Raw genomic sequence first — 25,675 nt, 5'->3', positions numbered from 1 at the left:
TCGGGTACGGGTGACGGGTGCGCGGGCCCAACATGGGGGCGCGGGGCGGATTTGGTCGGGTGCCGGTACGGAACATGCGGGGCCGGCACCGATGTGGGGGCCGCTGCCGACGGCGGACCATCCAGGGGTGCGACCGGCAGCCCGCCACCCCCGTCCCCCGGTTCTTCGGAGGCCCGTCCATGACCCGACCCCCCACCCGCGCCCCGTCGTCCGGTGCGCTGAGCCTCTCGGTCCTCGGCCCGCTCTCCGGGAATCTGGACGGGCGACCGCTGCCGCTCGGGCCGCGCAAACAGCGGCTGGTCCTGGCCATGCTGCTCAGCCGGCCGGGCACACCGGTCCCGGTGGACGTGCTCACCGACGCGGTGTGGCCCGACGCGCCGCCCCGCACGGCACGCAAGAACCTCCAGGTGTACATCAGTTCCACCCGGACGCTGCTCGGCGCACGGTGTCCCGACGGGCCGGACGGCGGTGGCGGGGAACGGCTGGTGCACTCCTGCGGCGGCTATCTGCTGCGGGTCGGCGAGGACGAGCTGGACACCCTGCGCTTCCGGTCGCTGGCCGCGGCCGGCCGCCGGGCCGCCGACGACGGCGATCCGCGCGCCGCCGCCGGTCTGCTGCGCCGCGCACTGGACCTGTGGCAGGCTCCGCCGCTGCACGACCTGCGCGACTCTCCGGAGGTGGCGGCGGAGGCGGAGCGGCTGGAGGCCCGGTGTCTGACCGTGCACGAGGACTGGGCCGAGACGGAGATCGCGCTGGGGCGGGCGCCCGCCGTGGTGGACGGGCTGCGGGACCTCGCCGAACGTCATCCGTCGCGCGAACGCATCCGGGCCGCGTGGATGGACGCCCTGCACCGGACCGGCCGCCGGGCCGAGGCGCTCGCCGTGTACGACGACTACCGCCAATTGCTGGCACGGGAGCTGGGGCTGGAGCCGGGGGCGGCCATCGCCGCCCGGCACCGTGCGATGCTGACCGGCCGGGACACCGCGGACCGGCCGGGGAGCGCGGCTCCGGCGAGGCGCGTCCCCGCGCTGCGGGCGGTGCTGCCCGCCGAGGTGTCCGATTTCACCGGCCGGGGCGAGCAACTGCGGGAACTGCTGGACGTCCTGGGCGCGGAGAGTGGCCGGGTGGTGGCGGTCACCGGAGCCGCCGGGACCGGGAAGACGGCTCTCGCGGTGCGGGCGGCCCATCTGCTGACGGACCGGTTCCCGGACGGCCGGATCCACATCCGGGTCCGCGACGAACAGGGGACGGTGCGCCCCGCCGCGGCGGTCGTCGGCGAGCTGGCCCGGCTGACCGGCGGTCCGGGGCCGTCGGAGCCGATGACGGACGCGGAGCACTGGCGGCACTGGCTGGCCGCGCACCGCGCGCTGGTCGTGCTCGACGACGTACCGGACGAGGCGTCGGTGCGGGCCCTGTTGCCGGGAACCGGGGGCAGTTCGTTCGTGCTGACCGCGCGCGGTCAGCTGGCCGGGCTCGCTCCGGTGCACCGGATCGCACTGCCGCCGTTGGCCCCGGCCGAGGCACTGGCGCTGCTGGGCCGGCTGATCGGGCCGGGGCGGGTGGGGCTGGACCGGGCCGCCGCGCTGCGCATAGCCGACGCCTGCGGGCTGCTTCCGCTGGCGGTGCGGGTGAGCGGGATGCGGCTGGCGGTGCTGCGCCATCTGCCGCTGGCCGAGTACGCGGACCGGCTGGCCGATCCGGCCGGGGCGCTGGACGAGCTGGTGGCCGGTGACGTCTCGGTGCGCGCCCGGCTGGCCTCCGGCTGGCGGGACCTGTCGCCGGGAAGCGGGCAGGCGCTGGCCCAGCTGGCCGCCGCGGTCCGCGAGGGGCCGTTCACGCTGCCGGAGGCGATGACGGCGCTCGGCTGCGGTGAACGGCAGGCGCTGCGGGCGGTGGAGTCGCTGATCGACGCCGGGGCGGTGTCCTCCCCCAGCGGCGAGGTCACCGCGCACTGCGTGCTGTACGAACTGCCGCGTCTGATGGGCCTGTACGCTCGCGAACGCGACGCCGTCCCGGATCCGGTTCCGGAACCGGCGGGGGCCCACCGCCCGTAGGCGCCCGGCCCAGGCCCGCCGGACCGCCGTCCGGTCCGGCGTCGGCCGGACCGGACGGCGGCGCGTCATCCCAGCGTCAGCACGTCCAGCAGCTCGGGCCGTTCGTCCGGCGCGGCGAACACCGTGTGCAGGCCGAGCAGCACCCCCGCCGCGCCGGTCGCGAGATCGGCGGAGAACCGGCGCAGCCGGGCACCGGGCACCAGCAACCGGTCCTGCTCGGCGACCAGATGCCACGAGAGGTTGCGCACCGAGTCCAGCACCTCGGGCCCCGGCCTGCCGCCGGAGAGCTGGTGGGCGGTGGCCACCAGACCGCTGCGGCCCCTGAAGAGCCCGGGTTCGCGGATGAACTCCAGGACGCACCCCTGCCCGATGCCGGGCAGCAGCGCGGCGAGCGCCGGGTCCTCCCGGTGGGTCAGATAGCGCTGCGCGACCAGGGCCACGCCGCCGCTGCCCTGGTCCAGGTAGAGCAGATGGCGCTTCCCGTCCTTCACCTGCACGCTGCCGCCCGGCATGGTCACGCAGTGCCCGGCCTCCCGGGCGAGTGCCGCCCCGGCAGCGCGCAGCAGCCAGTCCTCGCCGGTGTGTGCGTGCAGTTCGAGGTGGAGCAGCGCGGCCCCGCAGAGCCCGCTCAGCAGCCCCGCCGAGTGCGGGGCGGACGGGCCGCCGGCGGTGGCCCCGTCGCGGACCAGCGAGTCGAGTTCCCAGGCGGTGCGCAGGGCCTGGTCCAGGAGTTCCCCGTCGGGCGCGCCGGCTCCGTCCGAGGCGAACCGCAGGGTCGCCAGCGCCGTTCCCGCCGTACCGGTGAGCAGGTCGGCCGACGAGGAGGCAGGGCCCCGCAAGGCCCGGTCGAGCAGTTCGCGGCCCTCCTCGCGACGGCCGAGCCGGGCCAGGACCAGCGCGACGCCGGGCAGCCCGTCGAAGAGCCCGCCGGGGGTGTCCGGGCCGCGGCGCAATGCCGTGCGCGCCAGCCAGTCGACATACGCGTCGGGTACCGGGGCACCGACGCGGTGCAGGGCGTACAGCACCCCGGCGGCACCGTGCGCGACGCAGACGCCGCCGGTGGTGAAGCCCGCGGGATCACCGGGGAAGAGCCGGTCGGTGCGGTCCGGGGTGGCCCCGGCACGGATGCCTGCGAGAAGTCGCTCGCGGATGCCGGGCCAGTCGGGCTCCCGGCCGCGCAGCAGCGTGTCCACCGTCGCCTCGCCGCTGTCCGCCGGCAGCCCGTGGGAGAGCGCGGCGGGGCGGGGCGGTCCCGCGTCGGGGCCCAGCCCGTACCGGGCACGGGCCCAGCGTTCGATGGTGAGGGCCTTGCCCCGGTCGTGGTCGCTCACCTCCATCAGCGGCATCAGGATGTGCAGCCAGATCGCCCAGAGCGCGTAGTCGTCCGCCTCGACGCCCTTGGTGCCGTGCGGGGCCTGGAGGCCGGGGGCACCCGCCAGCGGTGTGTCCTCGTCGTCGAGATCGGTGGCGTACTCGAAGTCGATCAGGACCACACGGCCGTCGGGACGGATGATGACGTTGGCGGGGTGCACGTCCGCGAACCGCAGCCCCCGGGCGTGGATGCGGTCGAGGGCCCCGGCGAGCCCGTCCGTGACGGACTGCGCCCAGCGGGAGTGGGCGTCGAGTTCGGCGGGGGTGCGTTCGCCGCGCACCAGCGGGAATCGCTCGACGATCTCGTCGAACAGGGTGGTGCCCTCGATGTACTCCTCGATCAGGAAGTGGTGTTCCCAGACCGTGCGGACGCCGTACACCTCGGGCACGCAGTCGAGTCCGGCGAGCCGGGTCAGGGCCCGGTGCTCACGGTGCAGCCGGGTGACGGCGTCGTCGCCGGCGGGGTCGAGTCCGCAGTGCGGCCGGGCCTCGCGCAGCACCACCTGCTGTTGGGTGGTGCGGTGCTCGGCCAGGTAGATGCCTCCCGCGTTGGAGAACTGCAGTGCCTTGGTGACCACGTACGGGAAGCCGTCGTCGCGGGCGGCGGCACGGGCGGCGAGATGGGGGCGCAGCGGCTCGGGGACGGTGACCCAGTCCGGGATCCGGAAGACCACGCCCCGGGTGTCGGGGACGAGTTCACCGGACGGGTGGCGCATCGCGCGGACCCGTTCCCCGTCGTCGTCCCGGCACCAGAGTTCGACGAACGCGCCGTAGCGGACGTGCACGGGAGCGTTGCCGATCCGCAGGTCGCTGAGGATGTACGGTCCGCTGCGCCCGTCCAGGGCCTCGCCCAGGGCGTCGAGCAGCTTCAGGAACGCGGGTTCGTCCTCGGGGTAGAGGGTGATGAACTTCCCCGCGCCGGACCGGTTCATGTACTTCGCCGACATCAGCCGCAGGGCGCGGGTGCTGCGCAGGAACTTGAACGCCACTTCCTGTTCCAGGCAGATGCGGGCGGTGTCGGCGAGGGTGCGCTCGGCCTCCTCCGGGACGGTGGAGACATGGATCTTCCAGCCCTGCTCGGGCAGTTCGGCGGACGCGGGGTGCAGCGCGGTCCACAGGCCGCCGGTGCCGCGCCGCCAGCCGGCGGGCGGTTCGGCGCGGTCGAGCGGGTAGCGGGTGTCCTCGTCGGGCAGCCGGGCCGGGGTGTCGTAGTAGCGGCGGTCGGCGAGGCAGTACAGCTGGGTCTCCTGGATGCCGGGCACGGCATACCTCCTGTGATGCGTGGTCAGGGGCGGGGGCTGCCGGCCCCGGGGCGGTCCGTCGGGGTCCCGTGCGCGAGGACCTCGTCCACGGAGAGCTCGTCCGTGCGGCTCCCGTGCGCGAGCACCTCGTCCGCGCGAGCCCGGTTCGCAGGGGATTCATCCACCGAAGTCCGTTTCGCGGGGGATTCGTTCGCGGGGGCCTTGCCCATGGGGCTCCCGTTCGCAGGGACGGCGTCCTCGGCGGTGCCTGCCTCGGCCGTTCCGTCCGCGCGGGTCCCTTCCTCATGCGACGCGGACCGTGCCGGGCTCCCGCCCTCGGCCGGACCGGGGGACTCAAGGAGCTCGGAGGGCTCGGAGGGCTCGGAGGGCTCGGAGGGCTCGGAAGCCCCGGAGGACTCCCTCGACGCGAGCACCTCCGGGTCCGGCCGGGCGGACGGGGCGAACGTGACGACAGCCGCGGACACGGCGAGGATCCCGGCGATCGCCCCGAACGCCGTCCGACTGCCGAAGGCGGTGAGGAGCGCGCCCCCGGCCAGCGGCCCGAACGGCTGGACCAGGGAGGAAAGGAACCCGGCGGCGCTCTGCACCCTGCCCACCCGGTCGCCGGGGGTGACCGCCAACAGGGTGGAGAGGAAGCCGATGCTGGCCACGGTGGACAGGCACATGCAGGCGGCGCAGAGCAGCCCGGCGAACAACGGGACCCGCACCCAGGCCATGGCGAGGGCGCTCACCACGCAGAACCAGCAGGTGGCGGCGATCAGCGCCCAGGTGTGACGTTCGGGGCGCAGCCGTGGGGCGAGGAGTGCGCCGGTCAGGGCCCCGACCGAGATGAAGGTGACGACGGTGCCGCCGCCGAGCCCCGACCTTCCACCGCCCGAGAAGACGGTCAGCGCGGTGAACGTCAGGGCGCCGAAGGCGAAGTTCATGCCGAGTCCGAAGACGAGAAGCACGGTCCGCAGATAGGGCAGCCTCCACAGGAACGAGAGCCCGGCGGTCAACTCGGCCTTGCTGAAGGCCGATCCGGGTCTGGTCGCGGACCTGGACCGGGTGCGTACCAGGGCCACGCAGATCGTGGACAGCAGGAGCCCGACGGCCTCGGCGAGAAACGGCAGGACCGGGTGCAGCCCGAACAGGGCGCCCCCGACCATCGGCCCCACCAGTCGCGCGGTGGCGGTACGGGCCTGGAGTCGGGCGGTCGCGGTCCCCATGTCCTCGGGGGGCACGACGCTCCGCATCAGCCCGAACGCGGCGGGCCCGTAGAGGCTGCCGATGACGGCGCCCGCGCCCGCGACCAGCAGCACCAGGGGCAGCGGTACGTGTCCGGTCCACACGGCCACGACGAGGGCGCCGACCACGCAGAAACTGCCCAGGTCGCACAGGCGCATCAGCCTGCGGCGCTCCACCCGGTCGGCCATCACCCCGCCGGGAAGCATGGTGATCAGGACCGCGGTGACGGACACCGTGCCGATCGCACCGGCCTGCACCGCCGATCCGGTCTCGCGGAGCACGAGGAGCGGCAGGGCCAGTGCGGTCATCTGGGTGCCGAGAACGGCGAACAGACCGCTCATCCAGAGCAGTCGGAAGTCCCGGTTGGTTCGTAGCGAGGCGGCCATCGTCGGCTCCCGGTCGGTGATTCGGGGACAGGGCTCGGCCGGTGGCCCGGCGAAGGCGACGGCCTGGCAGGGGGCGGGCCCGGTGAAAACGGGACCCGGCCCGGGAAATCGAGGCGGGGCGGTCTCCGTGTCACGGAGCCGCCCCGATTCGGCCGGCCGGGCGCCACGGGGGAAAGGTTCCTTCCCCGGCGTGGCACCGCGGCCCGGTCATCAGCCCTTACTGCTCCGACAGGATGAGGCTCACGGTGCTGACGCAGCTGCCGTCGATCTCGCGGTCGCTGTTGACGGCGGTCTCCTGGAGGTCCAGCACGGAGTGCGCCTCGACCTCGGGGGTCTCGTTGTCGTCGCCGGCGGGCTTGGTGTTCTCGGCCATGGTGATCTCCATCCACTCGTATGACTCCGCGGTCTCCGGTCGTTCCGGGGCGGACCCCGGTTCTCCCGGTAGCGGCCGGCGGGTGCCTTCCGCTGACCAGAAAGTTAGGAGCCCCGGCCTGGCAAACGGCTCGACGCCGGTATGGCGGCGGTATCACGGCACTTCACCGGGGGTGGACGGGAGCGCGCGGGCGGCCGCCGGGGCCGGTGGCGGGCCGGCGGACACCGTCCGACCTGCGGCCATACCGGCCCCGAACCGGATCCGTACCGGGGGCGAACCGTCCGATGGGACGCTGTGTACGCGCACGGCGGCCGCGTGCCGCGCCCCTACGCCCGAAGGAGACGGCCGGATGGAACTCGCCGAACTCATCGGACTGCGGCCGGTCCCGGCCGGTGGAGTGCTGGTCACCCTCACCCGCCGCTGTCCGCTGCGCTGCACCCACTGCTCCACCGGCTCCGGGCCACAGGTGCGGGAGGAACCGGAGGCGGACGCGCTGGAACGGTTCGTCTCCTCGTTCACCACCGCCGACCGGCCCGAGGTGATGATGCTGACCGGGGGCGAACCCCTGCTCCGGCCGGGCCTGGTGGCCTCGCTCGCCCGCTCCGCGCGGGCCGCCGGAACCCGGACCGCGCTGCTCAGCGGCATGTTCTTCGCCCGGTCCGGCGGACTCCCGGACCCGGTACGGCGGGCGGTGCGCGCGCTCGACCACTTCTCCGCCAGCCTCGACCTGCCGCACGAGCGGGAGGTACCCCGGGCCGCGGTGTTCCGCGCGGTGCGCGAGATCCGCGAACTGGGGGTCCCGGTCAGCTTCCACCTCACCGGGACCGGGGAGGACGACGGCTATCTCGTGGACATCACCGCGGACATCGGCCGGACCTTCGGCGGCACGGTGCCCTCCCTGGTCAACGAGGTGCGGCCGTTCGGCCGGGCGGCGTCCTGGGCCCGTCCGGCCCGGACCGTGCCGGACGGCGAGGGCGCGCTGCCGTGCGCGATGGCCGCCTGGCCGGTGGTCGCCTTCGACGGCACGGTGCTGGCCTGCTGCAACCAGGACGCCGTGGACCGCCGCCCCGTACCGCCCCATCTGCGGCTCGGCCATGTCGCACAGGACGACTGGGCCGCCGTGCGGGCGCGGACGCTCGGGTCGCCGCTGCTGCGCCTCGTCCGCACGGTCGGCCCGGCCCATCTGCGGCGGCGCTGGTCACCCGGCGCACCGGCCGGTTCCTACTGCGAGGACTGCCGACGGCTGGGCACGCTGCCGGAGGTGGTCGCGGCGGCCGATGCGCTGGCCTCGGGCGCCGTCGGCGCGCTGCTCGATCTGACCGCCGCCCGCCGGCAGTACGACCAGGGTCCGGTGGCGCTGGTACGACGTCACGGCTGCGCCGCGTACGCCCCTCTGGTGGCGGCACCGGACGGCGGGCACCACTCGCTTCCGGCGGTGGAAGGCCACGGGTCATGAACCCCACCGGAGGGCCACCGGGACGCACCGGGCAGGCGGCCGGGGCACCGCGCCCGGCACCGGACGCCGAACGACCCGCCCGGGCCGTCCGGGAGGCTGCCGCACGCGTCCCGAGGGCGCGCGGCGGCGGGCGCGGGCTGCCGCCCTCCGAGCGGCTGCGGGTCAAACTCGCCTTCGCCGAACCGGCGTTGCGCGCCTCGTCGGCCGCGCTGTGGCGGTCCGAGGGGCTGCTGCCCCGCTATCGGGCGTACCTGTGCGCGATGCACACGGTCATCCGGGCCTCCGTTCCGCTGATGGAACGTGCCGCCGAACGGGCCGGGCTGCTGGCCCGTCACGGCGATCCGCTGGGGGCGCCGCTGGCCGCCTATCTGGACGAGCACGTCCGGGAGGAGGCGGAGCACGACACCTGGCTGCTGGAGGACCTGACGGCGGCGGGCAGCGGGCCCCGGGCCGCGCTGGACCCGGTCCCCTCCCCGCTCGTCGCCTCCCTGGCCGGGGCCCAGTACTACTGGATCGAGCACCACCACCCGGTGGCGCTGCTCGGCTACATCGCGGTGCTGGAGGGACACGCCCCGGCCGCCGGCCTCGCGCCCCGGCTGGCCCGCTCGACCGGGCTGCCCGCCCCGGCCTTCCGCACCGTGCACGAGCACGCCCGGCTCGACGACGGCCACGCCGGCGAACTGTTCGCCCTCCTCGACCGGTTGCCGCTGTCGCGGGCCCAGGAGACGGCCGTCGCCGTCAGTGCCCTGCACACCACGGACGCGCTCACCCAGTTGTTCGTCCGGCTAGGGCGCACCGGACCGGCGCCGCCGGTGCGGGGAGCCGGGCGGTCCGTCCCGAGGGAAGGCCAGACATGACCGAACCACCGGACCGGCTCGCCGTGCTGTACGGCGCCGGCTTCGCCGTCGATCTGCTCACCGACGAGCAGCGTCAGGTGCTCGACGACCTCGCACCGGAGGAACTCACCGTGCTGCTCGACATCAAGAGCCGGCTCGACGCGGTGGGGCCCGAGGTGCAGGCGCACGGCGAGATCGCGGGCGGCGCCCTCTTCTGAGGCCGACCGGCCCCGGGGCTGCCCGGGTCCTGCCTCGTCGGGGCCCGACACCACACGGCGGGCCGGTTCCCGTGACCCGGCCCGCCGCTCCGGCCGGACCAAGCAGAGAGGAAGCCCTGATGAACTGCACCTCGTGCCGGCACGAACTGCCCGCCGCCGCACGGTTCTGCCCGTCCTGCGGCACCCCGTGCCCGTCCCCCGTCGCCGCGGCGCCGGAGGACGAACGCAAACTGGTCACCGCGGTCTTCTGCGATCTGGTGGGCTCCACGGCGCTGTCCGGACTGCTGGACCCGGAGACCCTGCGCACCGTGACGCTGCGCTACTTCGCGGTGATGAGCGAGCGGATCGAGGCGCACGGCGGCACCCCGGAGAAGTTCATCGGCGATGCCGTGATGGCGGTGTTCGGGGTGCCGGTGATGCGTGAGGACGACGCGCGGCGGGCGCTCGCCGCGGCGCTCGGCATGCGCGAGGCGCTGGCGGAGCTGAACACCGATCTCGAAGCCACCCTCGGCATCCGGCTCGACATCCGGATCGGCGTCAACACCGGTCAAGTGGTGGCGAGTTCCGATGCCAGCACCCGGCAGGCGCTGGTCTCGGGCGAGACGGTGAACGTGGCAGCCCGGCTGGAGCAGAACGCGGCGGCCGGCGAGATCCTGATCGGCCCGCAGACCCTGGAGGCCGCCGGTCCGACCGTGGTCGCGCAGGAGACGGGCCCCCTGCGGCTCAAGGGCAAGACCGACAGCGTGCACGCGTACCGGCTGATCGCGCTCGGCGCCGACGACCCGGAGCTGCTGCGCCGTTTCGACGTGCCGTTCATCGGCCGCGCCGCGGAACTGGCGGCGCTGGACGAGGCGCTGGACCGCACGGTGCGCGGGGCGGGCCCGGGGCTGGTCCGCCTCGTCGGTGACGCGGGGATCGGCAAGACCCGGCTGGCGCGCGAGTGGCTGACCGGACTCGGCGGGGCCGGGCGGCCGGTCGTCGGCACCGGGCGCTGCCGCAGCTACGGCGACCACGGCACCCTGGCGCCGCTGGCCGACGCGGTGCGGGAGGTGGTCGGGTCGTCCGTCGCCCGGGAGGCACTGGACGGGGCCTCCGGGCGGTCCGGGGCATCCATGGCCGACGCGTGGGCGCTGCTGCGCGGCGGTCTGCTGCACGACGGCACGCCCAACGCCCCGTTCGAGGACATGTGTGCCGCGCTGATCACCGTGCTGTCGCGGACCGCGGGGCTGCGCCCCGTGCTGCTGGTCCTCGACGACTGGCACTGGGCAAAGCCGCTGCTGGTGCGGGCGGTGAACCGGCTGGCCGGGCCGCTGGGCCGGGCGGGCGGACTCCTCGTGTGTCCGGGCCGCCCGGACGGGCCCCCGGCCGCCACCGGCCCGGCCGCGGGCCCGGCGCAGGTCCTGCCGCTCACCGGACTGTCGCGCGACGAGGCCGCCCTGCTGGCCCGCGAACTGACCGGGCCGGGCACCGGAACCGCCCCGGACGACGCCGCCGCGGCCACCCACGACGCGTCGGGCCGTGATCTGTACGACCGGGCCGAGGGCAACCCGCTCTACCTGGAACAGCTCCTCGTCCCCGCGGGCCCGGCGCCGGAGGATGCGCGGAACGCGCGGGGCACGGCGTTGCCGCCGACCCTCCAGGCGCTGCTCGGTGCCCGGATCGGCGCGCTGGAACGTGCCGAACGCACCACGCTGGACCTGGCCGCGGTCGTCGGCCGGGACTTCACCGCGCCGGAACTCGTCCGGCTGACCCGGACGGCACGTGGGACGGAGCACACGGCCAGGACCGCCCCGGCCGACCGCACCGGCGTCTCCGCGCCGGACGACGACCACGGCCGGGTCGCCCGCGCGCTGGCCCGGCTGCGCGGACGCCGCCTGGTCGAGACCGCGCCCGGCGGCGAACCGGGCACGGGACGGCACCGGTTCAGCAGCGGTCTGGTCCAGGAGGTGGCGTACGCCTCCCTGTCGAAGCGGGCCAAGGCCGAACGGCACGCCTGGGCGGCCGAGCTGCCCAGCGTGGCGGCGGCGGGCGAGGCGGCGGTCGGCGGACACCTGGAGCGGGCGTACCAGTACCGCACCGAGCTCGGCCTGGCCGACGACCGGGCCGCCGCCCTGCGGGTCCGGGCCGCCGCCGCGCTCGCCTCGGCCGGTGCGCAGGCCCTGGCCCGTTCCGATCTGCACTGGGCCCAGGGCCTGTTGGAGCGCGCCGTGGAGCTGCACCCGGCCGGTGACCCGGCGGCGGCACCGGCGTTGCGACGGCTCGGCGAGGTACGCCTCGCACTCGGCCGTTCCGAGGACGGGGAACGGCTGCTGCGGCAGGTGCTGGCCATCGGGACCGCGCCGGTGGAGGCCGCGCACGCCCGGCTCGCACTGGCGGTGCTGGACCCGGCCTCGGTGAGCGTGTCGGAGACGGCCCGGTCGGTGCTGCCGCTCTTCGAGTCCGCCGGGGACTGGGTCGGGCAGGCGCGGGCCCGGCTGCGGCTCGCGCAGCGGTTGCAGCTGGCCGGCCGGCACGAGGAGGCGGACCGCGACCTGACCCTGGCCCTGGACCACGCGGTGCGGGCCGAGGCCGAGCCGGAGCGGGCGGCCGCGCTCGGGGCCATCGGGATCTCGCTGTGGCGCGGCCCGGAGCCGGTACCGGTCGCGCTGACCCGCTGCCGTGATCTGCTCGCCGGGCACGGCAGCGGCCGTCCTGCCGTGCGGACCACGCTGAACTGTCCGCTGGCCGTGCTCTACGCGCTGCACGGCCGGGCGGACCGGGCCGGGGAGTGCCTGGCCGAGGCAGAACGGCTGGCCGACGAGCTGGGGTACGCGGAGACGGAGGTCTTCCTGCCGGTGTTCCGGGCGACGGTCGAGGCGCTGCTCGGGCGCACCGGAACGGCCCTTGACCTGCTCGTCCGGGCCGACCGTGCGGCGGAGCGCGGCGGGGCCCGGTCCATGCGCCCGGCCGTCGCACTGGAGGCGGCACGGCTGCTGCTCGACGACGACCGGCCGGACGATGCCCGTCGGTGGCTCGAAGGGGTCGGGGCACCGCAGTCGCTGCCGCACGCGGACCGGGTGGACCTGGCGGGGCTGCGGGCCCGGCTGGCGGCGGGGGCCGGGGACGCGGAGGCGGCCCTGCGCCACGCGGACCGTACCGTGCGCGACTCCCTGCTGACCGACTCCCCGCTGGTGCGGGCCACCGCGTCGCTGGACCGGGCGCGGACGCTGGCGCTGCTGGGCGACACGGCGGGCGCGGCCGCGGCGGCGCGGGAGGCCCGGGAAGGGTTCGCGCAGAAGGGACATCTGCCGGGCGAGCGGTGGGCCGCGCGGCTCGCCGCAGCACCGGCGGCGGCCACGACGGAGAAGAGCTGAGGGATGACGACCACGGACACGGCACCGGGGCCCGGGCTGACCTGGAGTCTGCGGGGACGCGGACCCGACGACGTGGCGGTCCTCGCGGACCCGGGCCCCGGGCACGACGCCGGCGGCGTACGGGGCACCGGGCGGGGCGTGCGGGTCTGCGTGGTGGACTCGGGCGTCGAGCGCGACCATCCGGGCGTCGGCCCGGTCGAGGGGTCATGGGTGGTGGTCAAGGACCCGGAGACGGGCGGGACCGAGGTGCGGCCGACCGACACCGGGGACTCCTGCGGGCACGGCACCGCCTGCGCGGGCATCATCCGGCGGGCCGCCCCGGAGTGCGAACTGCACAGCGTGCGGGTGCTGGGCGAGCGGTTCTCCGGCACCGGGGACGTGCTGCTGGCCGGGTTGCGCTGGGCGGTGGAGCAGGGTTTCGACGTGGTGAACCTGTCGTTGTCCACCACCCGTGCCCGGTTCGCCGAGGAGCTGCACGCGCTGGCCGACCACGCCTACTTCAACCGCACGGTCGTCGTCGCCTCGGCGCACAACTCCCCGGTGGAGAGCTACCCGTGGCGGTTCGCCTCGGTGATCTCCGTGGGCAGCCACCAGGAGGCGGACCCGGACCTGCATCTCTACAACCCCGACCCGCCGGTGGAGTTCTTCGCCCCCGGCCAGAACGTGACGGTGCCGTGGCTGGGCGGCACCTCGATCCGTACCACCGGAAACAGCTTCGCGACCCCGTACATCAGCGGACTGTGCGCGCGTCTGCTCTCGGACCATCCGAGGATGACGGCTTTCCAGCTCAAGAACGCCCTCTATCTCTCCGCGGCCAACGTGCGGTTCGGTCCGCGGCTTTCCACCCCGGCAGGAGAGGTCTGTGATGACTCCGAGAACTGAATCAGTGTCCGCCGCGGGCACGGTGCCGGCGGCGAATCCGCACCGCCGCGAACTCCTCCAGTCCGTCGTCGACGTGGCCCGAGCGATCTTCGGCGCGGCGGCCAGCTCGGTCTTCCTGCTGGACGAGGAGGCGGACGAGCTGGTCTTCCAGGCGGTCTCCGGCCAGGGCGAGGAGTTCCTGGTGGGCCGCCGGTTCCCGGCCGGCCGCGGGATAGCGGGCTGGGTGGCGACCTCCGGTGAGCCGATGGTGGTGGACGACCTCACCACGGACTCCGCGTTCGACCGTGCGCTCGCCGAGTCCACCGAGTTCGTGCCGGGCGCCCTGATGGCGGCCCCGCTGATCAGCGACGGCCAGGTGCTCGGTGTGCTGGAGGTGCTCGACCCGTCCCCCCGCGCCCGCACGGACATCCGGGAACTGGACCTGCTCGCCATGTTCGCCCGGCAGGCCGCCGCGGCGTTGCGGGTGGCGGCGTACGTCCCGGCCGACGCCGGTGCGCCGGGCGAGCGGCTGGGGCCCCGGCAGCGGGCGGACGCGCTGAGGCTGCTGGATAGTCTGGAGCAGCTGCTCCGGGAGCCCTGCTGAGGCCGGGCCGGAAGGGCGGCCGGACGACGACGGAAGGACCACACGTGAAGCTCGCTTTCTCGACCCTCGGAGTCCCGGGGATGCCGGTCGCCGATGTCGTCCGGCTCGCCGCCGGGCACGGCTATCAGGGGGTGGAACTGCGGGCGCACCCGGAGGAGCCGGTGCACCCGGGTCTCTCCGCTTCCGAACGGGCCGCCGTCGCCGATGAGTTCAGGAACGGCGGCATCGAGATCCTGACCGTCGCCGGGTATGTGCGGGCCGCCGCCGAGGGCGACGACGGGCCCGTTCTGGAGGAGCTGGCCGGGCTGGTGGACCTGGCGCACGACCTGGGCGCGGGGAACGTCCGGGTCTTCCCGGGCGGCGGTGGCCAGGACCCCGCCGCGGCCGACGCGACCGCGGCCCGGCGCCTGGCCGCCGCCGCGCCGCACGCCGCCGACAAGGGCGTGCGCATCCTGCTGGAAACCCATGACTCGCACCGGGCCGGTGTCGATGTGGCCCGGGTCGTCGGCACGGTCGGGCACGGGCAGATCGGCGCGCTGTGGGACATCATGCACACCTGGCTGGCGGGCGAGGAGCCGGCCGCGAGCCATGCGGTGCTGGCCCCGCACCTGGGCTACGTACAGGTGAAGGACATCGCGTCGGCCGAGGACACCGAGCCGTTGGCGCTGGGGGCGGGGGTGCTGCCGCTGGCGGCCTGCCTGGACACGCTGGCCCCGGACGACTGGGTCTGCTGGGAGTACGAGAAGCGTTGGCACCCGGGGGCGGCGGAGCTGCCCGGGCTGCTGGACGCCGGGCGGGAACATCTGCTGCGGCTGGGCACGGCCGAGCAGTAGCCGGCACCCGAGCCCCGGCATCCGAGCCTACGCGGCCGGCTCAGGCGGCCCGCGCCACCTCCGGCTCCGGCGTCCTCGGTGCCGGGGTGCGCGGGCGGCGCGTCCCCGCCAGTGAGGTGAGGGCCACCCCGCCGACCAGCAGCGCCGCCGCGCACCACCGCAGCGGGCTCACCGACTCGCCCAGCAGCAGCGCGGCCGACGACATCCCGAAGACCGGGACCAGCAGCGTGAACGGGGCCACCGACGACGCCGGGTGGTGGCGCAGCAGGAAGCCCCAGGCCCCGAAGCCGAAGACGGTGGTGACCCAGGCGACGTAGACGATGATTCCGACGCCGCTCCAGTCGAGCGCGGCCAGCGCGTCGGCGTCGCGGTCCCAGCCCTCGAAGAGGAGGGAGAGGCCGAGCAGCGGGAGCACGGGGACGGTCGAGACCCAGACCATGAAGTTGAGGGAGTCGGGCGGCGCGGCCTTGCGGGTCAGCACGTTGGACACACCCCAGCAGGCCGCCGCCGCGATCACCAGGACGAAGGCGAGCACGGGTCCGCTCGCGCCCTCGTCGACCGCCGCGACCCCGATGCCCGCGAGGGCCACTCCCATCCCCAGCACCCTTACCCTTCCCGGTCGTTCGCCGAGGGCGACGGCGGCGAAGAGAGCCGTGAAGACCGCCTGGACCTGGAGAACCAGGGAGGAGAGGCCGGCGGGCATGCCCCGGTCCATGCCGATGAAGAGCAGACCGAACTTCGCCACTCCGAGAACGAGCCCGACACCCACGATCCACTTCCAGGCGACCTTGGGCCGGCCGACGAGGAAGACCGCGGGCAGCGCGGCGACCAGGAAGCGCAGGGCGGAGAAGAGCAGCGGTGGGAAGTGCCCGAGGCCGATCTCGATGACGACGAAATTGACACCCCAGACGGCGGCCACCAGGGCGGCCAGGGCTATGTGGAGGGGACGCATGCACCGAGGATCACCCGCGCGGACCATGTAGCACCAGCACGGATTCCTTCATGGTGGAATTGAGTGTTGCTAATGAATCACGAGACCCCGTGTCCGGGAGGCTCCGGTGCTCGATCTGTCCCGGCTGCGCGCACTGCACGCCATCTCCGTCCATGGCTCCGTCGCGGGCGCGGCCGCCGCGCTCGGCTACACCCCGTCGGCGGTTTCGCAACAGATCACCAAGCTGGAACGGGAGACCCGCACGACACTCCTCGAACGCCGTGGACGCGGTGTGGCGCTGACCGAGGAGGCGCTCCATCTCGCCGCGACGGCCCAGCAGTTGCTGGCGATCATGGAGCGCGCGGAGACCACGCTGGAGGAGCGCAGGGGGCTGCCGACCGGGCGGCTGTCGATCGGCGCTTTCGCGTCCGCGGCGCGCGGACTGCTGCCCGGGGTGCTGGCCGGGCTGGGCCGGGACCACCCCGCCCTCGATGTCCGGATGACCGAGGTCGATCCGCACCTCTCGGTCGACCTGGTGGCCAAGGGCGTGATCGATCTGGCGGTCGCGCACGACTGGGACATCGCCCCGCTGCCCGCGCCCGACGGCGTGGCGCAGGCGGTGATCGGCGACGACCTGTGCGATCTGCTGGTGCCCGAGGGCCATCGGCTCGCCGGGCGGGACGCGGTGCGGCGCGAGGAACTCGCGAAGGAGCGGTGGATCTGTCAGCCGCCGGGGACGGTCTGTCACGACTGGCTCGTACGGACCCTGCGTGCGGCGGGTTACGAGCCCGACATCCGGCACCAGGCGGAGGAGAACCACACCCAACTGGCCCTGCTCGCCGCCGGCCTGGGGGTCGCGATGATCCCCCGGCTGGGACGGGGTCCGCTGCCGACGGGAGTGGTGGCGGTGCCGCTCGCCCCCGTTCCGGTGCGACGGCTGTACGCGTTGTGGCGCACGGAGGCGGCCCGGCGGCCCGCGATCACGGCGGCCGTGTCGGCGCTCCAGGCACACGGGGCAGCGGTGGGGCTCAGGTAGGGGACCGGCCGGGGTCGTGGCGCCGCGCCCCCCGATCGCCGGACGGAACGGGATCACCCGTGCGCCTTCGAGCACGGGACGGGCTCAAAACGGTCCAGACCCTTGACCGGAAGTTATTTTCTGTATATCCGTGCTCCTTGGAAGTTTCTTTCACCTCCTCTCTCGTCCCCGAGTACGGCCGAAGGAGCTCACGTGCACCACCGCACCTCCAGACGCACCCTTCTCACCGCCACTGCCGCGACGGCCGCGGTCGCCGTCACCGGCGGCGTCCTCGCCCCCGGCGCCGTCGCCGCCCAGAGGTCCGCGAGCAGCGGGCCGGGCGGCGGGCAGCACGACTCAGCCGCCACCACCCAGCGCCTCAAGCGGCTCATCTCCCGGATGACCCTGGAGGAGAAGGTCGGACAGCTCTTCGTGATGCGGGTGTACGGGCACTCCGCCACCGAGCCCGATCAGGCCGACATCGACGCCAACCTGGCCGAGATCGGCGTCCGCACCGCCGCAGAGATGATCGCCAAGTACCACGTCGGCGGAATCATCTACTTCGCCTGGGCGCACAACACCCGCGACCCGCACCAGATCGCCGACCTCTCCAACGGCATCCAGCGCGCCGGCCTCGCCGGCCCGACTCCCCTGCCGCTCCTCGTCTCCACCGACCAGGAGCACGGCATCGTCTGCCGCGTCGGCGAGCCCGCCACCCTGATGCCCGGCGCGATGGCGCTGGGCGCGGGCGGTTCGCGCTCCGACGCCCGCCGGGCCGGCCAGATCGCGGGCGCCGAACTGGCGGCGATCGGCATCAACCAGAACTACGCCCCGGACGCCGACGTCAACGTCAACCCGGCCAACCCGGTCATCGGCGTACGGTCCTTCGGCTCCGACCCGCAGTCCGTCGCGGCGATGGTCGCCGCGCAGGTGAAGGGGTATCAGAGCAGCGGGATCGCCTCGACCGCCAAGCACTTCCCGGGCCACGGCGACACCAGCACCGACAGCCACACCGGGCTGCCCGTCATCACCCACACCCGGGAGCAGTGGGCGGAGCTGGACGCGCCGCCGTTCCGGGCCGCGATCGCCGCGGGCATCGACTCGATCATGACCGCGCACATCGTGGTCCCGGCGCTGGATCCGGCCGAGGACCCGGCGACGCTCTCCCGTCCGATCCTCACCGGCATCCTGCGCGAGGAGCTCGGCTACGACGGGGTCGTGGTGACCGACTCGCTCGGCATGGAGGGCGTGCGGACGAAGTACGGCGACGAGCGCGTGCCGGTCCTCGCCCTTCTGGCGGGCGTCGACCAGCTGCTCAACCCGCCGAACCTGGACGTCTCCTGGAACGCCGTCCTGGAGGCCGTGAAGAGCGGTGAGATCAGCGAGGCCAGGATCGAGGAATCGATCCTGCGCATCCTGCGGCTGAAGACGAAGCTCGGGCTGTTCGACGACCCGTTCGTCAGCCACAAGGGCGTGGACCACACCGTCGGGACGCGGGCCCATCTCGCCGCCGCCGACCGGATCGCCGAGCGCACCACCACGCTGCTCGCCAACGACGGCGCGGTGCTGCCGCTCTCTCGCCGGTCCCACAAGAACCTGCTCGTGGTCGGCGCCGACCCGGCCTCCCCGTCCGGCACCACCGGACCGCCGACCACCACCCTGGCCACCGCCTTCGGTGAACTGGGGTACGCGGCAACGGCGCTGTCCACCGGTACCGCCCCCACCAGGGCGAAGATCGACGAGGCGGTGGCGGCCGCGCAGGGCAAGGACGCGGTGATCGTCGGGACGTACAACGTCACGGCGACCAGCTCGCAGCGCACCCTGGTGAGCGCCCTGGCGGCCACCGGCATCCCGGTGATCACGGTCGCGATCCGCAATCCGTACGACATCGCCCAGCTGGCCGGGACCGGGTTCGCGGCGAACCTGGCCACGTACTCCTGGACCGATGTCGAACTGCGGGCCGCCGCCCGTGTGATCGCGGGCCGCGCAAAGCCGGAGGGCACCCTGCCGGTACCCGTGCAGCGCGCCGACGACCCGGCGCGGGTGCTGTACCCGGTCGGTCACGGGCTGACGTACTGATCGGTCACGGGCTGACGTACTGAGGGGAAGGGGCTGTGCGCACCCGCACAGCCCCTTCCCTCCCTGCTGAGGCGGCCTCACGAGGACCGCTTCGGCGCTGACCGCCTACGGGCGCAGCCCGCGCTCGTTCATCACGTCCCGCTTGTCGAGCCGCGCGTCGAACTGCGCGAGCGGCTTCGCCTTCGCCGGGTCCTCCTGCACGGCGGCCGGCGCGACGCCCGCCCAGCGCAGAATCGCGGCGGTGGCCGTCGCCTTGTCGTCCGCGTCGAGCCCTGCCACGTTGGAGCCGTGGTTGCCGCCCGCCACGGTCATGACGTAACTGTCGCGGGCGCCCGCACCGAGCCGGAAGCGCTCCGCGCCCCACGGGTCGTTCTGCCCGTACACGTACAGCATGTGGTCGGCGTGGTTCTTCACCCAGGTGTCCACGTCACGCATCACCGACGGCTGGAACTTCATCGGGATGGAGCGCGGCACGTAGTTGCGCGGCGGCTGGTACCCGTACCGGCTCAGGTTGCCGAGCCACGGCTGCTTGATGTTCGGCGAACCGAGCTGGGTGCCCGCCTGGTAGTAGTACGGGGTGTACCTCTCCAGGCCCTGGTCGCTGTAGGCCGAGAATCCGGAGATCGAGTCGATCGAGTCCCAGATCGCCTGGTCGGGCGCGTTCTTGGCGTCGGCGGGGATGGTGTCGCAGTCGGACAGCAGGCTGTACTGCCAGTACGCCCAGACGTAGTCCATGACGACGGCCTCGTAGGCCCGGTCGAGGGAGCCGACGGTGTCGAAGGTGTAGCTGTTCGCGGCGGCGTACTCCTGGTACTTCTTCTCCAGCGGCCCGCGGCGGACCAGCGCCTCGCGCTGCACCCCGTTCAGCCTGTCACGGCACTCCTTGGTGCCGACGTTCTCGAAGAACCGGTCGTACGCCGAGTCCTCCTTGTCGACCACGTCGTTGGGCGCGACGTACGCGACGACGCCGTCCATGTCCTCCGGGTAGAAGCGCTCGAAGTACGTGGCGGTCATACCGCCCTTGGAGCCGCCGGTGGCCAGCCAGTTCTTGGTGTAGATCTGCTTCAGTGCGGTGAAGACGCGGTGCTGGTCGCTGGCGGCCTGCCAGATGTCGAGCTTGGACCAGTCGGCGGGCGCCGGGCGGGACGGGGTGAAGAATCGATACTCCAGGGAGACCTGGTTGCCGTCGACGATCCGGGTCGGCTCGGAGCGGCCCGGATTCGTGGAGACGTTGTAGCCACTGGTGTAGAAGACCGTCGGCCGGGACGTGTCCTTGTGCAGCAGGGTGATGCGCTGCTGGAAGGTGCCCTTGGACGGGTGCCGGTGATCGATCGGCTGGGTGTAGTTGAGGACGAAGTAGCGGTAGCCCGCGTACGGCTTCTCCTCGATGAGACTCATTCCCGGGATGGCCAGGATGCGGTCCTTGATGTCCGTGCTCGTGCCGTTGTCGCCGACGGCCGTGCTCCGGAACCCGGTCGGTTCCGCGGCGGTGGCCGCTCCGGCCGAGGCACCCGTCGCACTCACCGTGCCGATGAGCACCGCGAGCGACAGGAACCCTCTGAGCGCCTTGCGCATGCACCCTCCCCAAGATTCACAACATTCGTCGTGAACCTAGCGGGGCAACACCGGCACCGCCAGACCCTGTTGTCCTGGAAAGATGCCGGGGAGAACCACGGCCCCGGGCCGTCGGCCCTCGGTGAGCGCTCCGGCCGCCGCCGTCGACCGGCCCTCCGTCAGCAGAGAATCCAGCCCGTGGAAGCGGACTTCCCCGAAATCGTGGCCGAAGCCCGTACGCACCGGTTCAGCGCATGGACCGTCACCGGGCCGGCCTGCCTGCCGTAGTTGCCGCTGTCGACGACGGGGCTGCCGCCGCGCGGCTGGATCGCCACGGACATCTTGCGGCGCGGGCCCGGATTCTTGGTGACCGCGACGGCGCAGGCGTAGGAGCGGGTCTTGTAGACGCGCAGCTCGCCGGTCTTGAACGGGACCGCCTTCGCGAGGCGCCCGGGGCAGACCGTCGCGGCCTGGGCGCTGCTCGCAGCGGTGCCGGTGAGCAGCAGGCCGACGGTCACCAGCGGCAGGACGAACAGGTACGCGAGCATCCGGCGTCCGGCGCCGGTGTTTCTTCCGCCCCCGCCGGTCGTTCCGACCGCGTCGGCCGCCTCGACGGCCGCATCAGCCGCTCCGGCCGCATCGAACGCTCCGGCCTCCCCAGCCCCTCCGGCCCATCCGGTCCTTCTGATCACCAGCAGCCCCATCAGCTAATCGAACATTTACGCCCTCACTCGGTACGTACACACACATGCGTACGACGCAGGAGGCCATCCGAAGGTTGCACCCGGCGTGCTCCGCCTCCCGGGCAACCGAATCGCCCCAGCATGGCTCCCACCAGGCAGAGCCACAGGAAAGGCAGGAACTGCCATGCTCCGACTCCGCAGTACGCAGGGCCCCCTCGGCCGGCGCGCCCTCGCAAGGACGGTGCTCGCCACCGCACTCCTCTCCGTCGTCGCCGTGGTCCCGGCCGCCGCGTCGGCCCCGCAGGCGCCGAAGGCCGCGACGCCGGTGCGCAGCGACGCCGGCACCCCGGCCTACCAGCAGGTGGCCCACTTCTACGGTGCCTACATCGATGCCCTCACGGTGAAGGGCGGCGGCAAGCTCGCCGCCGCCCTGAGGTCGTTCTACCTGACGCCCCACCTGCGCACCCAGCTGAACACCTGGGAAAGGCGCAACCACGCGGACGGTGTGCTCCGCGCCCAGAACACCCCGCTCGCCTTCCGGGTCACATCGGGCGAGAGCGGGGCGGGCCACACCTGGTCGAAGGTGCGGCTCACCTGGAGCAACGGCAAGCACCCCACATACACGTACCTGACCGTGCGGTCGGACCTGCGGACCGGCAAGATCTCCGGCATCGGCAGGTGAACCGGTGGACGGGCCCGGCTCTCACACCCCGGCGGGCTCGTCCTCCCCGATGAACGTGCGCCACAGCACGGCGTAGTGCCCGTCGCGGGCGAGGAGTTCGTCGTGCGTGCCGTCCTCGACGACCCGGCCGTGGTCCATCACCACGACCCGGTCGGCGCGGGCCGCCGTGGTCAGCCGGTGGGCGACGACCAGGGTGGTGCGCCGGCCGGTGAGCCGGTCGGTCGCCTGGTTGACCAGGGCCTCGCTGGCCAGGTCGAGGGAGGCGGTCGCCTCGTCGAGCAGCAGGACGTCCGGGTCGACGAGCTCCGCGCGGGCCAGGGCGATCAGCTGGCGCTGGCCGGCCGAGAGGTTGCGGCCCCGCTCGGCGACCTCGTGAAGATACCCGCCGTCCAGAGTGGCGATCATGTCGTGGGCGCCCACCGCCCGCGCCGCCGCCTCCACCTGCGCGTCGGTGGCCTCGGGCCTCCCGTACGCGATGGCGTCGCGGACCGTACCGGCGAAGAGGTACGCCTCCTGCGGCACGACTCCGAGCCGGTGCCGGTACGCCGTGAGGTCGAGCCGGCGCAGATCGGTGCCGTCCGCCGTGACCCGGCCGCCCGTCGGGTCGTAGAACCGGGCGACCAGTTTGACGAGGGTGGACTTCCCGGCCCCCGTCTCGCCGACGAACGCGACCGTCTGACCTGCCGGTATCCGCAGGTCGACCCCGATCAGGGCCTCTTCGGCGTCGTCACCCGAGCCGTAGGCGAAGGACACGTCCTCGAACGCGATCTCGCCGCGCAGCGACAGCACGTCCAGCGGTTCGTCCGCCTCGTCGGTGGAGGTCGGCTCGCGCAGCAGTTCCTGGATGCGGCCCAGGGAGACGGTGGCCTGCTGGTACCCGTCGAAGACCTGGGAGAGCTGCTGCACCGGGGCGAAGAACAGATCGATGTAGAGGAGGTACGCGACCAGCGCACCGGTGGTGAGCGTGCCGTTGTCGACCCGGCCCGCGCCGACGATCAGGACGGCGGCCGCGGCCACCGACGACAGCAGCTGCACGAACGGGAAGTAGACCGATATCAGCCACTGACCGCGGACCCTGGCCTGCCGGTAGTGGTCGCTGCGCTCCGCGAACCGGTCCGCGCCGTCGCGCTCGCGGCGGAACGCCTGCACGATCCGCAGTCCGGAGACGGACTCCTGGAGGTCGGCGTTGACCACACTGATGCGTTCGCGGGCCAGCTCGTAGGCCTTGACGCTCTTGCGCCGGAAGAAGAACGTACCGACGACCAGCGCCGGCAGCGTCGCGAAGACGACGAGGGCCAGCGACACGTCGAGGACCAGCAGGGCGACCATGATGCCGAAGAAGGTGACGACGGAGACGAAGGCCGTGACCAGACCGGTCTGCAGGAACGTCGACAGCGCGTCCACGTCCGTCGTCATCCGGGTCATGATGCGGCCGGTCAGCTCGCGCTCGTAGTAGTCCAGGCCGAGCCGCTGGAGCTGCGCGAAGATCTTCAGCCGCAGTGAGTACAGCACCCGCTCGCCGGTGCGGCCCGTCATCCGGGTCTCGCCGATCTGGGCCGCCCACTGCACGAGCACGACCACCAGGGCCAGCGCGGAGGCCGCCCAGACGGCACCGAGGGCCAGCTGGGAGACACCCTGGTCGATGCCGTGCCGGATCAGTACGGGCAGCAGGAGTCCGGCCCCCGCGTCCATCGCCACCAGTACCAGGCTCGCCAGAAGCGGCAGCCCGAAGCCTCGCAGCAGCCTGCGCAGCCCGTACGACTCCTCGGGGCTGACGGCCCTCGCCTCGTCGATGTCGGGTGTGTCGGTGGCCGGTGGCAGGGCCTCGACCTGGGCGAGCAGCTCGGGGGTCGCCGGCATGCCGGCCGCCCCGACATCGCGCGGCTCGTCCTTGCGGATCCACAGGTGGGGGCTGATACCGCGCGCGGCATCGAACTCGGCGTCCAGCTCCTCCTGGAGCGCGCGCTCGTCCTCGGGGGTGGTGTCGGCGGCGGCGGTCAGCGGCTGGTGTCCGGGCGAGGTGCCGCCCAGCTCGTCCGGGTCGGTGAGCAGCCGCCGGTAGAGCGCGCAGCGGTGCTCCAGCTCCTCGTGCGTGCCGATGTCGGCGAGCCTGCCCCGGTCCAGCACGGCGATCCGGTCGGCGAGACCGAGGGTGGAGCGGCGGTGCGCGATCAGGAGGGTCGTCCGTCCGGCCATCACCTGGCGCAGCGCCTCGTGGATCTCGTGCTCGACGCGGGCGTCGACGGCGGAGGTGGCGTCGTCGAGGAGGAGCAGCCGGGGGTCGGTGAGGATGGCGCGGGCGAGCGCGACGCGCTGGCGCTGGCCGCCGGAGAGGGTGAGTCCGTGCTCGCCGACCTTGGTGTCGTAGCCCTCGGGCAGGTCCGCGATGAACCGGTCGGCCTGGGCGGCGCGGGCCGCCTGCTCGATCTGTTCCTGGGTGGCGTCCGGGAATCCGTAGGCGATGTTGGCGCGGACGGTGTCGGAGAACAGGAAGCTGTCCTCCGGCACGAGGCCGATGGCGGCGCGCAGGGACCGCTGGGTCAGCTCGCGGACGTCGTGCCCGCCGACCAGGACGGCGCCGTGCGTCACGTCGTAGAAGCGGGGCAGCAGCAGCGAGACGGTCGACTTGCCGCTGCCGGACGCGCCGACGACGGCGACGGTCTCACCGGGCTCGATGGTCAGCGAGAACCCGTCGAGGACGGGGCGGTCGTCCGCGTAGCCGAACCGTACGTCGTCGAACTCGACGCTCGCGGGGGCGTCGGCCGGGAGTTCCTTGGTGCCGTCCTCGATGGCCGGCTCGGTGTCGATCAGCTCCAGTACGCGTTCGACGCCGGCGCGGGCCTGCTGTCCGACCGTGAGGACCATCGCGAGCATCCGGACCGGGCCGACGAGCTGGGCGAGGTAGGTGGAGAAGGCGACGAACGTGCCGAGGGTGATCTCGCCCCGGGTGGCGAGCCAGCCGCCGAGGGCCAGCATGGCGACCTGGCCGAGTGCGGGGACGGCCTGGAGCGCCGGGGTGTACCGGGAGTTCAGCCGGATCGTCCGCAGCCGTCCGGCGAACAGCTTGCGGCCGACCTCGCGCAGCTTGCCGGTCTCCTGGTCCTCCTGCCCGAAGCCCTTGACGACCCGGACCCCGGAGACGGCCCCGTCGACGACTCCGGCGACGGCGGCGGCCTGCCCCTGGGCGTACCACGTGGCGGGGAAGAGGCGGGCGCGGGAACGGCGGGCGATGTACCAGAGGGCGGGGGCGACGGCGATCGCGACCAGGGTGAGCAGGGGCGAGAGCCACGCCATGATCACCAGAGAGATGAGGAAGAGCAGCACGTTCCCGATGGTCATCGGGAGCATGAACAGAAGGCCCTGGATCAGCTGGAGGTCGCTGGTGGCACGCCCGACGACCTGTCCGGTGGACAGTTCGTCCTGCCGTTTCCCGTCGAGACGGGTGATCGTCCCGTACATCTCGGTACGGAGGTCGTGCTGCACGTCGAGGGCGAGCCGGCCGCCGTAGTAGCGGCGGATGTACGTGGATATGTACACCAGCACGGCGGCACCTATGAGGAGTCCGGTCCAGGCGGCGAGGGAACGTGTGTGGTCGACGACGACATCGTCGATGATCACCTTGGTGATCAGCGGGACGAGCGCCATCACCGCCATGCCGGCCAGCGACGAGCCGAGGGCCAGCAGCACATTGCGCCGGTAGCGCCATGCGTAACCGATCAGCCGCCGGGCCCAGCCCGAGGCCTGCGCCGCGCCCTCCGCGTGCCCTGCGTCCGTCACCGGTACCTCCCCGTTCGACCTGCTCTACCGGAAGGCACCAACGCGGTGGGCAGCGGATTTCATCCCGCTGTTACAAAAGACGGGCCCTTGGTCGTAGGCCGGTGCGACGTCCTGCCTACG

The 25,675-nt window shown here is 73.5% G+C and carries 17 protein-coding genes and 1 pseudogene; 11 read left to right on the top strand and 7 right to left on the bottom strand.

Going from position 1 to position 25,675, the window contains the following annotated elements; translation table 11 throughout:
• Positions 1-179 precede the first annotated feature (179 nt).
• Positions 180-2,054 carry a BTAD domain-containing putative transcriptional regulator gene (locus ACIRP2_RS01640; RefSeq protein ID WP_404245448.1) on the top strand — a complete coding sequence of 625 codons (1,875 nt, stop codon included), beginning with the start codon at positions 180-182 and terminating at the stop codon, positions 2,052-2,054.
• Between the two features lie 65 nt (positions 2,055-2,119).
• Here the strand turns inward: ACIRP2_RS01640 and lanKC are convergent, their stop codons facing one another.
• The 3 genes and pseudogenes from lanKC to ACIRP2_RS01625 form a co-directional block, all read right to left on the bottom strand.
• Positions 2,120-4,687, bottom strand: a complete 2,568-nt coding sequence (lanKC, locus tag ACIRP2_RS01635) for a class III lanthionine synthetase LanKC (RefSeq protein WP_404245446.1) — start codon at positions 4,685-4,687, stop codon at positions 2,120-2,122.
• Positions 4,688-5,102: 415 nt separating this feature from the next.
• Positions 5,103-6,300: pseudogene (locus ACIRP2_RS01630) on the bottom strand (MFS transporter); the annotation flags it as partial.
• Between the two features lie 217 nt (positions 6,301-6,517).
• A complete protein-coding gene (locus ACIRP2_RS01625; protein WP_397797261.1) occupies positions 6,518-6,673 on the bottom strand; it encodes a hypothetical protein in 156 nt (51 codons plus the stop codon).
• A 349-nt stretch (positions 6,674-7,022) separates the two neighbouring features.
• Here ACIRP2_RS01625 and ACIRP2_RS01620 point away from each other — a divergent pair, with 349 nt between their 5' ends.
• The 7 genes from ACIRP2_RS01620 (at position 7,023) to ACIRP2_RS01590 (ending at position 14,834) form a co-directional block, all read left to right on the top strand.
• On the top strand, positions 7,023-8,129 hold the full coding sequence (locus ACIRP2_RS01620; protein WP_404245444.1) for a radical SAM protein: 1,107 nt from the start codon (positions 7,023-7,025) through the stop codon (positions 8,127-8,129).
• Positions 8,126-8,986, top strand: coding sequence for an iron-containing redox enzyme family protein (locus tag ACIRP2_RS01615; RefSeq protein ID WP_404245442.1), 861 nt, complete (start codon positions 8,126-8,128; stop codon positions 8,984-8,986). The genes ACIRP2_RS01620 and ACIRP2_RS01615 overlap by 4 nt, the downstream gene beginning before the upstream one ends.
• A complete protein-coding gene (locus tag ACIRP2_RS01610) occupies positions 8,983-9,183 on the top strand; it encodes an aroma-sacti cluster domain-containing protein (protein WP_376629841.1) in 201 nt (66 codons plus the stop codon). Before ACIRP2_RS01615 ends, ACIRP2_RS01610 begins: the two co-directional genes overlap by 4 nt.
• A gap of 119 nt (positions 9,184-9,302) precedes the next feature.
• On the top strand, positions 9,303-12,536 hold the full coding sequence (locus ACIRP2_RS01605) for an adenylate/guanylate cyclase domain-containing protein (RefSeq protein ID WP_404245439.1): 3,234 nt from the start codon (positions 9,303-9,305) through the stop codon (positions 12,534-12,536).
• A 3-nt stretch (positions 12,537-12,539) separates the two neighbouring features.
• Positions 12,540-13,418 (top strand): S8 family peptidase, encoded by an 879-nt coding sequence (locus ACIRP2_RS01600; protein ID WP_404245437.1) that lies wholly within the window; start codon positions 12,540-12,542, stop codon positions 13,416-13,418.
• Positions 13,402-14,001, top strand: coding sequence for a GAF domain-containing protein (locus tag ACIRP2_RS01595; RefSeq protein WP_404245435.1), 600 nt, complete (start codon positions 13,402-13,404; stop codon positions 13,999-14,001). Before ACIRP2_RS01600 ends, ACIRP2_RS01595 begins: the two co-directional genes overlap by 17 nt.
• 44 nt (positions 14,002-14,045) lie before the next feature.
• On the top strand, positions 14,046-14,834 hold the full coding sequence (locus ACIRP2_RS01590) for a sugar phosphate isomerase/epimerase family protein (protein ID WP_404245433.1): 789 nt from the start codon (positions 14,046-14,048) through the stop codon (positions 14,832-14,834).
• Between the two features lie 40 nt (positions 14,835-14,874).
• Here the strand turns inward: ACIRP2_RS01590 and ACIRP2_RS01585 are convergent, their stop codons facing one another.
• The gene (locus ACIRP2_RS01585) at positions 14,875-15,786 is read right to left on the bottom strand and encodes an EamA family transporter (protein ID WP_404245431.1); all 912 of its coding nucleotides are present in this window, start codon (positions 15,784-15,786) and stop codon (positions 14,875-14,877) included.
• Between the two features lie 106 nt (positions 15,787-15,892).
• On the opposite strand from ACIRP2_RS01585, the gene ACIRP2_RS01580 reads away from it, so the two are divergent.
• Both ACIRP2_RS01580 and ACIRP2_RS01575 read left to right on the top strand, forming a co-directional pair.
• Entirely contained in the window at positions 15,893-16,801 is a 909-nt protein-coding gene (locus ACIRP2_RS01580; RefSeq protein WP_404245429.1) for a LysR family transcriptional regulator, read from the top strand.
• A gap of 192 nt (positions 16,802-16,993) precedes the next feature.
• Positions 16,994-18,859: a glycoside hydrolase family 3 protein gene (locus ACIRP2_RS01575; protein WP_404245427.1), complete on the top strand. Its 1,866-nt coding sequence runs from the start codon at positions 16,994-16,996 to the stop codon at positions 18,857-18,859.
• A 105-nt stretch (positions 18,860-18,964) separates the two neighbouring features.
• Here the strand turns inward: ACIRP2_RS01575 and ACIRP2_RS01570 are convergent, their stop codons facing one another.
• Together ACIRP2_RS01570 and ACIRP2_RS01565 are read right to left on the bottom strand one after the other, a co-directional pair.
• Complete coding sequence (locus tag ACIRP2_RS01570) at positions 18,965-20,434, bottom strand: S28 family serine protease (RefSeq protein ID WP_404245425.1); 1,470 nt, start codon at positions 20,432-20,434, stop codon at positions 18,965-18,967.
• 158 nt (positions 20,435-20,592) lie between these two features.
• Positions 20,593-20,961 (bottom strand): hypothetical protein, encoded by a 369-nt coding sequence (locus ACIRP2_RS01565; RefSeq protein WP_404247126.1) that lies wholly within the window; start codon positions 20,959-20,961, stop codon positions 20,593-20,595.
• Between the two features lie 319 nt (positions 20,962-21,280).
• Here ACIRP2_RS01565 and ACIRP2_RS01560 point away from each other — a divergent pair, with 319 nt between their 5' ends.
• A complete protein-coding gene (locus ACIRP2_RS01560; protein WP_404245423.1) occupies positions 21,281-21,778 on the top strand; it encodes a hypothetical protein in 498 nt (165 codons plus the stop codon).
• A 21-nt stretch (positions 21,779-21,799) separates the two neighbouring features.
• On the opposite strand, the gene ACIRP2_RS01555 is transcribed toward ACIRP2_RS01560, so the two are convergent.
• The gene (locus ACIRP2_RS01555) at positions 21,800-25,555 is read right to left on the bottom strand and encodes an ABC transporter ATP-binding protein (RefSeq protein WP_404245421.1); all 3,756 of its coding nucleotides are present in this window, start codon (positions 25,553-25,555) and stop codon (positions 21,800-21,802) included.
• Between the last annotated feature and the right edge of the window lie 120 nt (positions 25,556-25,675).

The sequence above is a fragment of the Streptomyces sp. NPDC101194 genome (genome assembly GCF_044767885.1).
GTDB lineage: Bacteria > Actinomycetota > Actinomycetes > Streptomycetales > Streptomycetaceae > Streptomyces.
The sequence above is the reverse complement of the archived record's forward strand: the minus strand, read 5'-3'. Positions and strand labels throughout refer to the sequence as shown.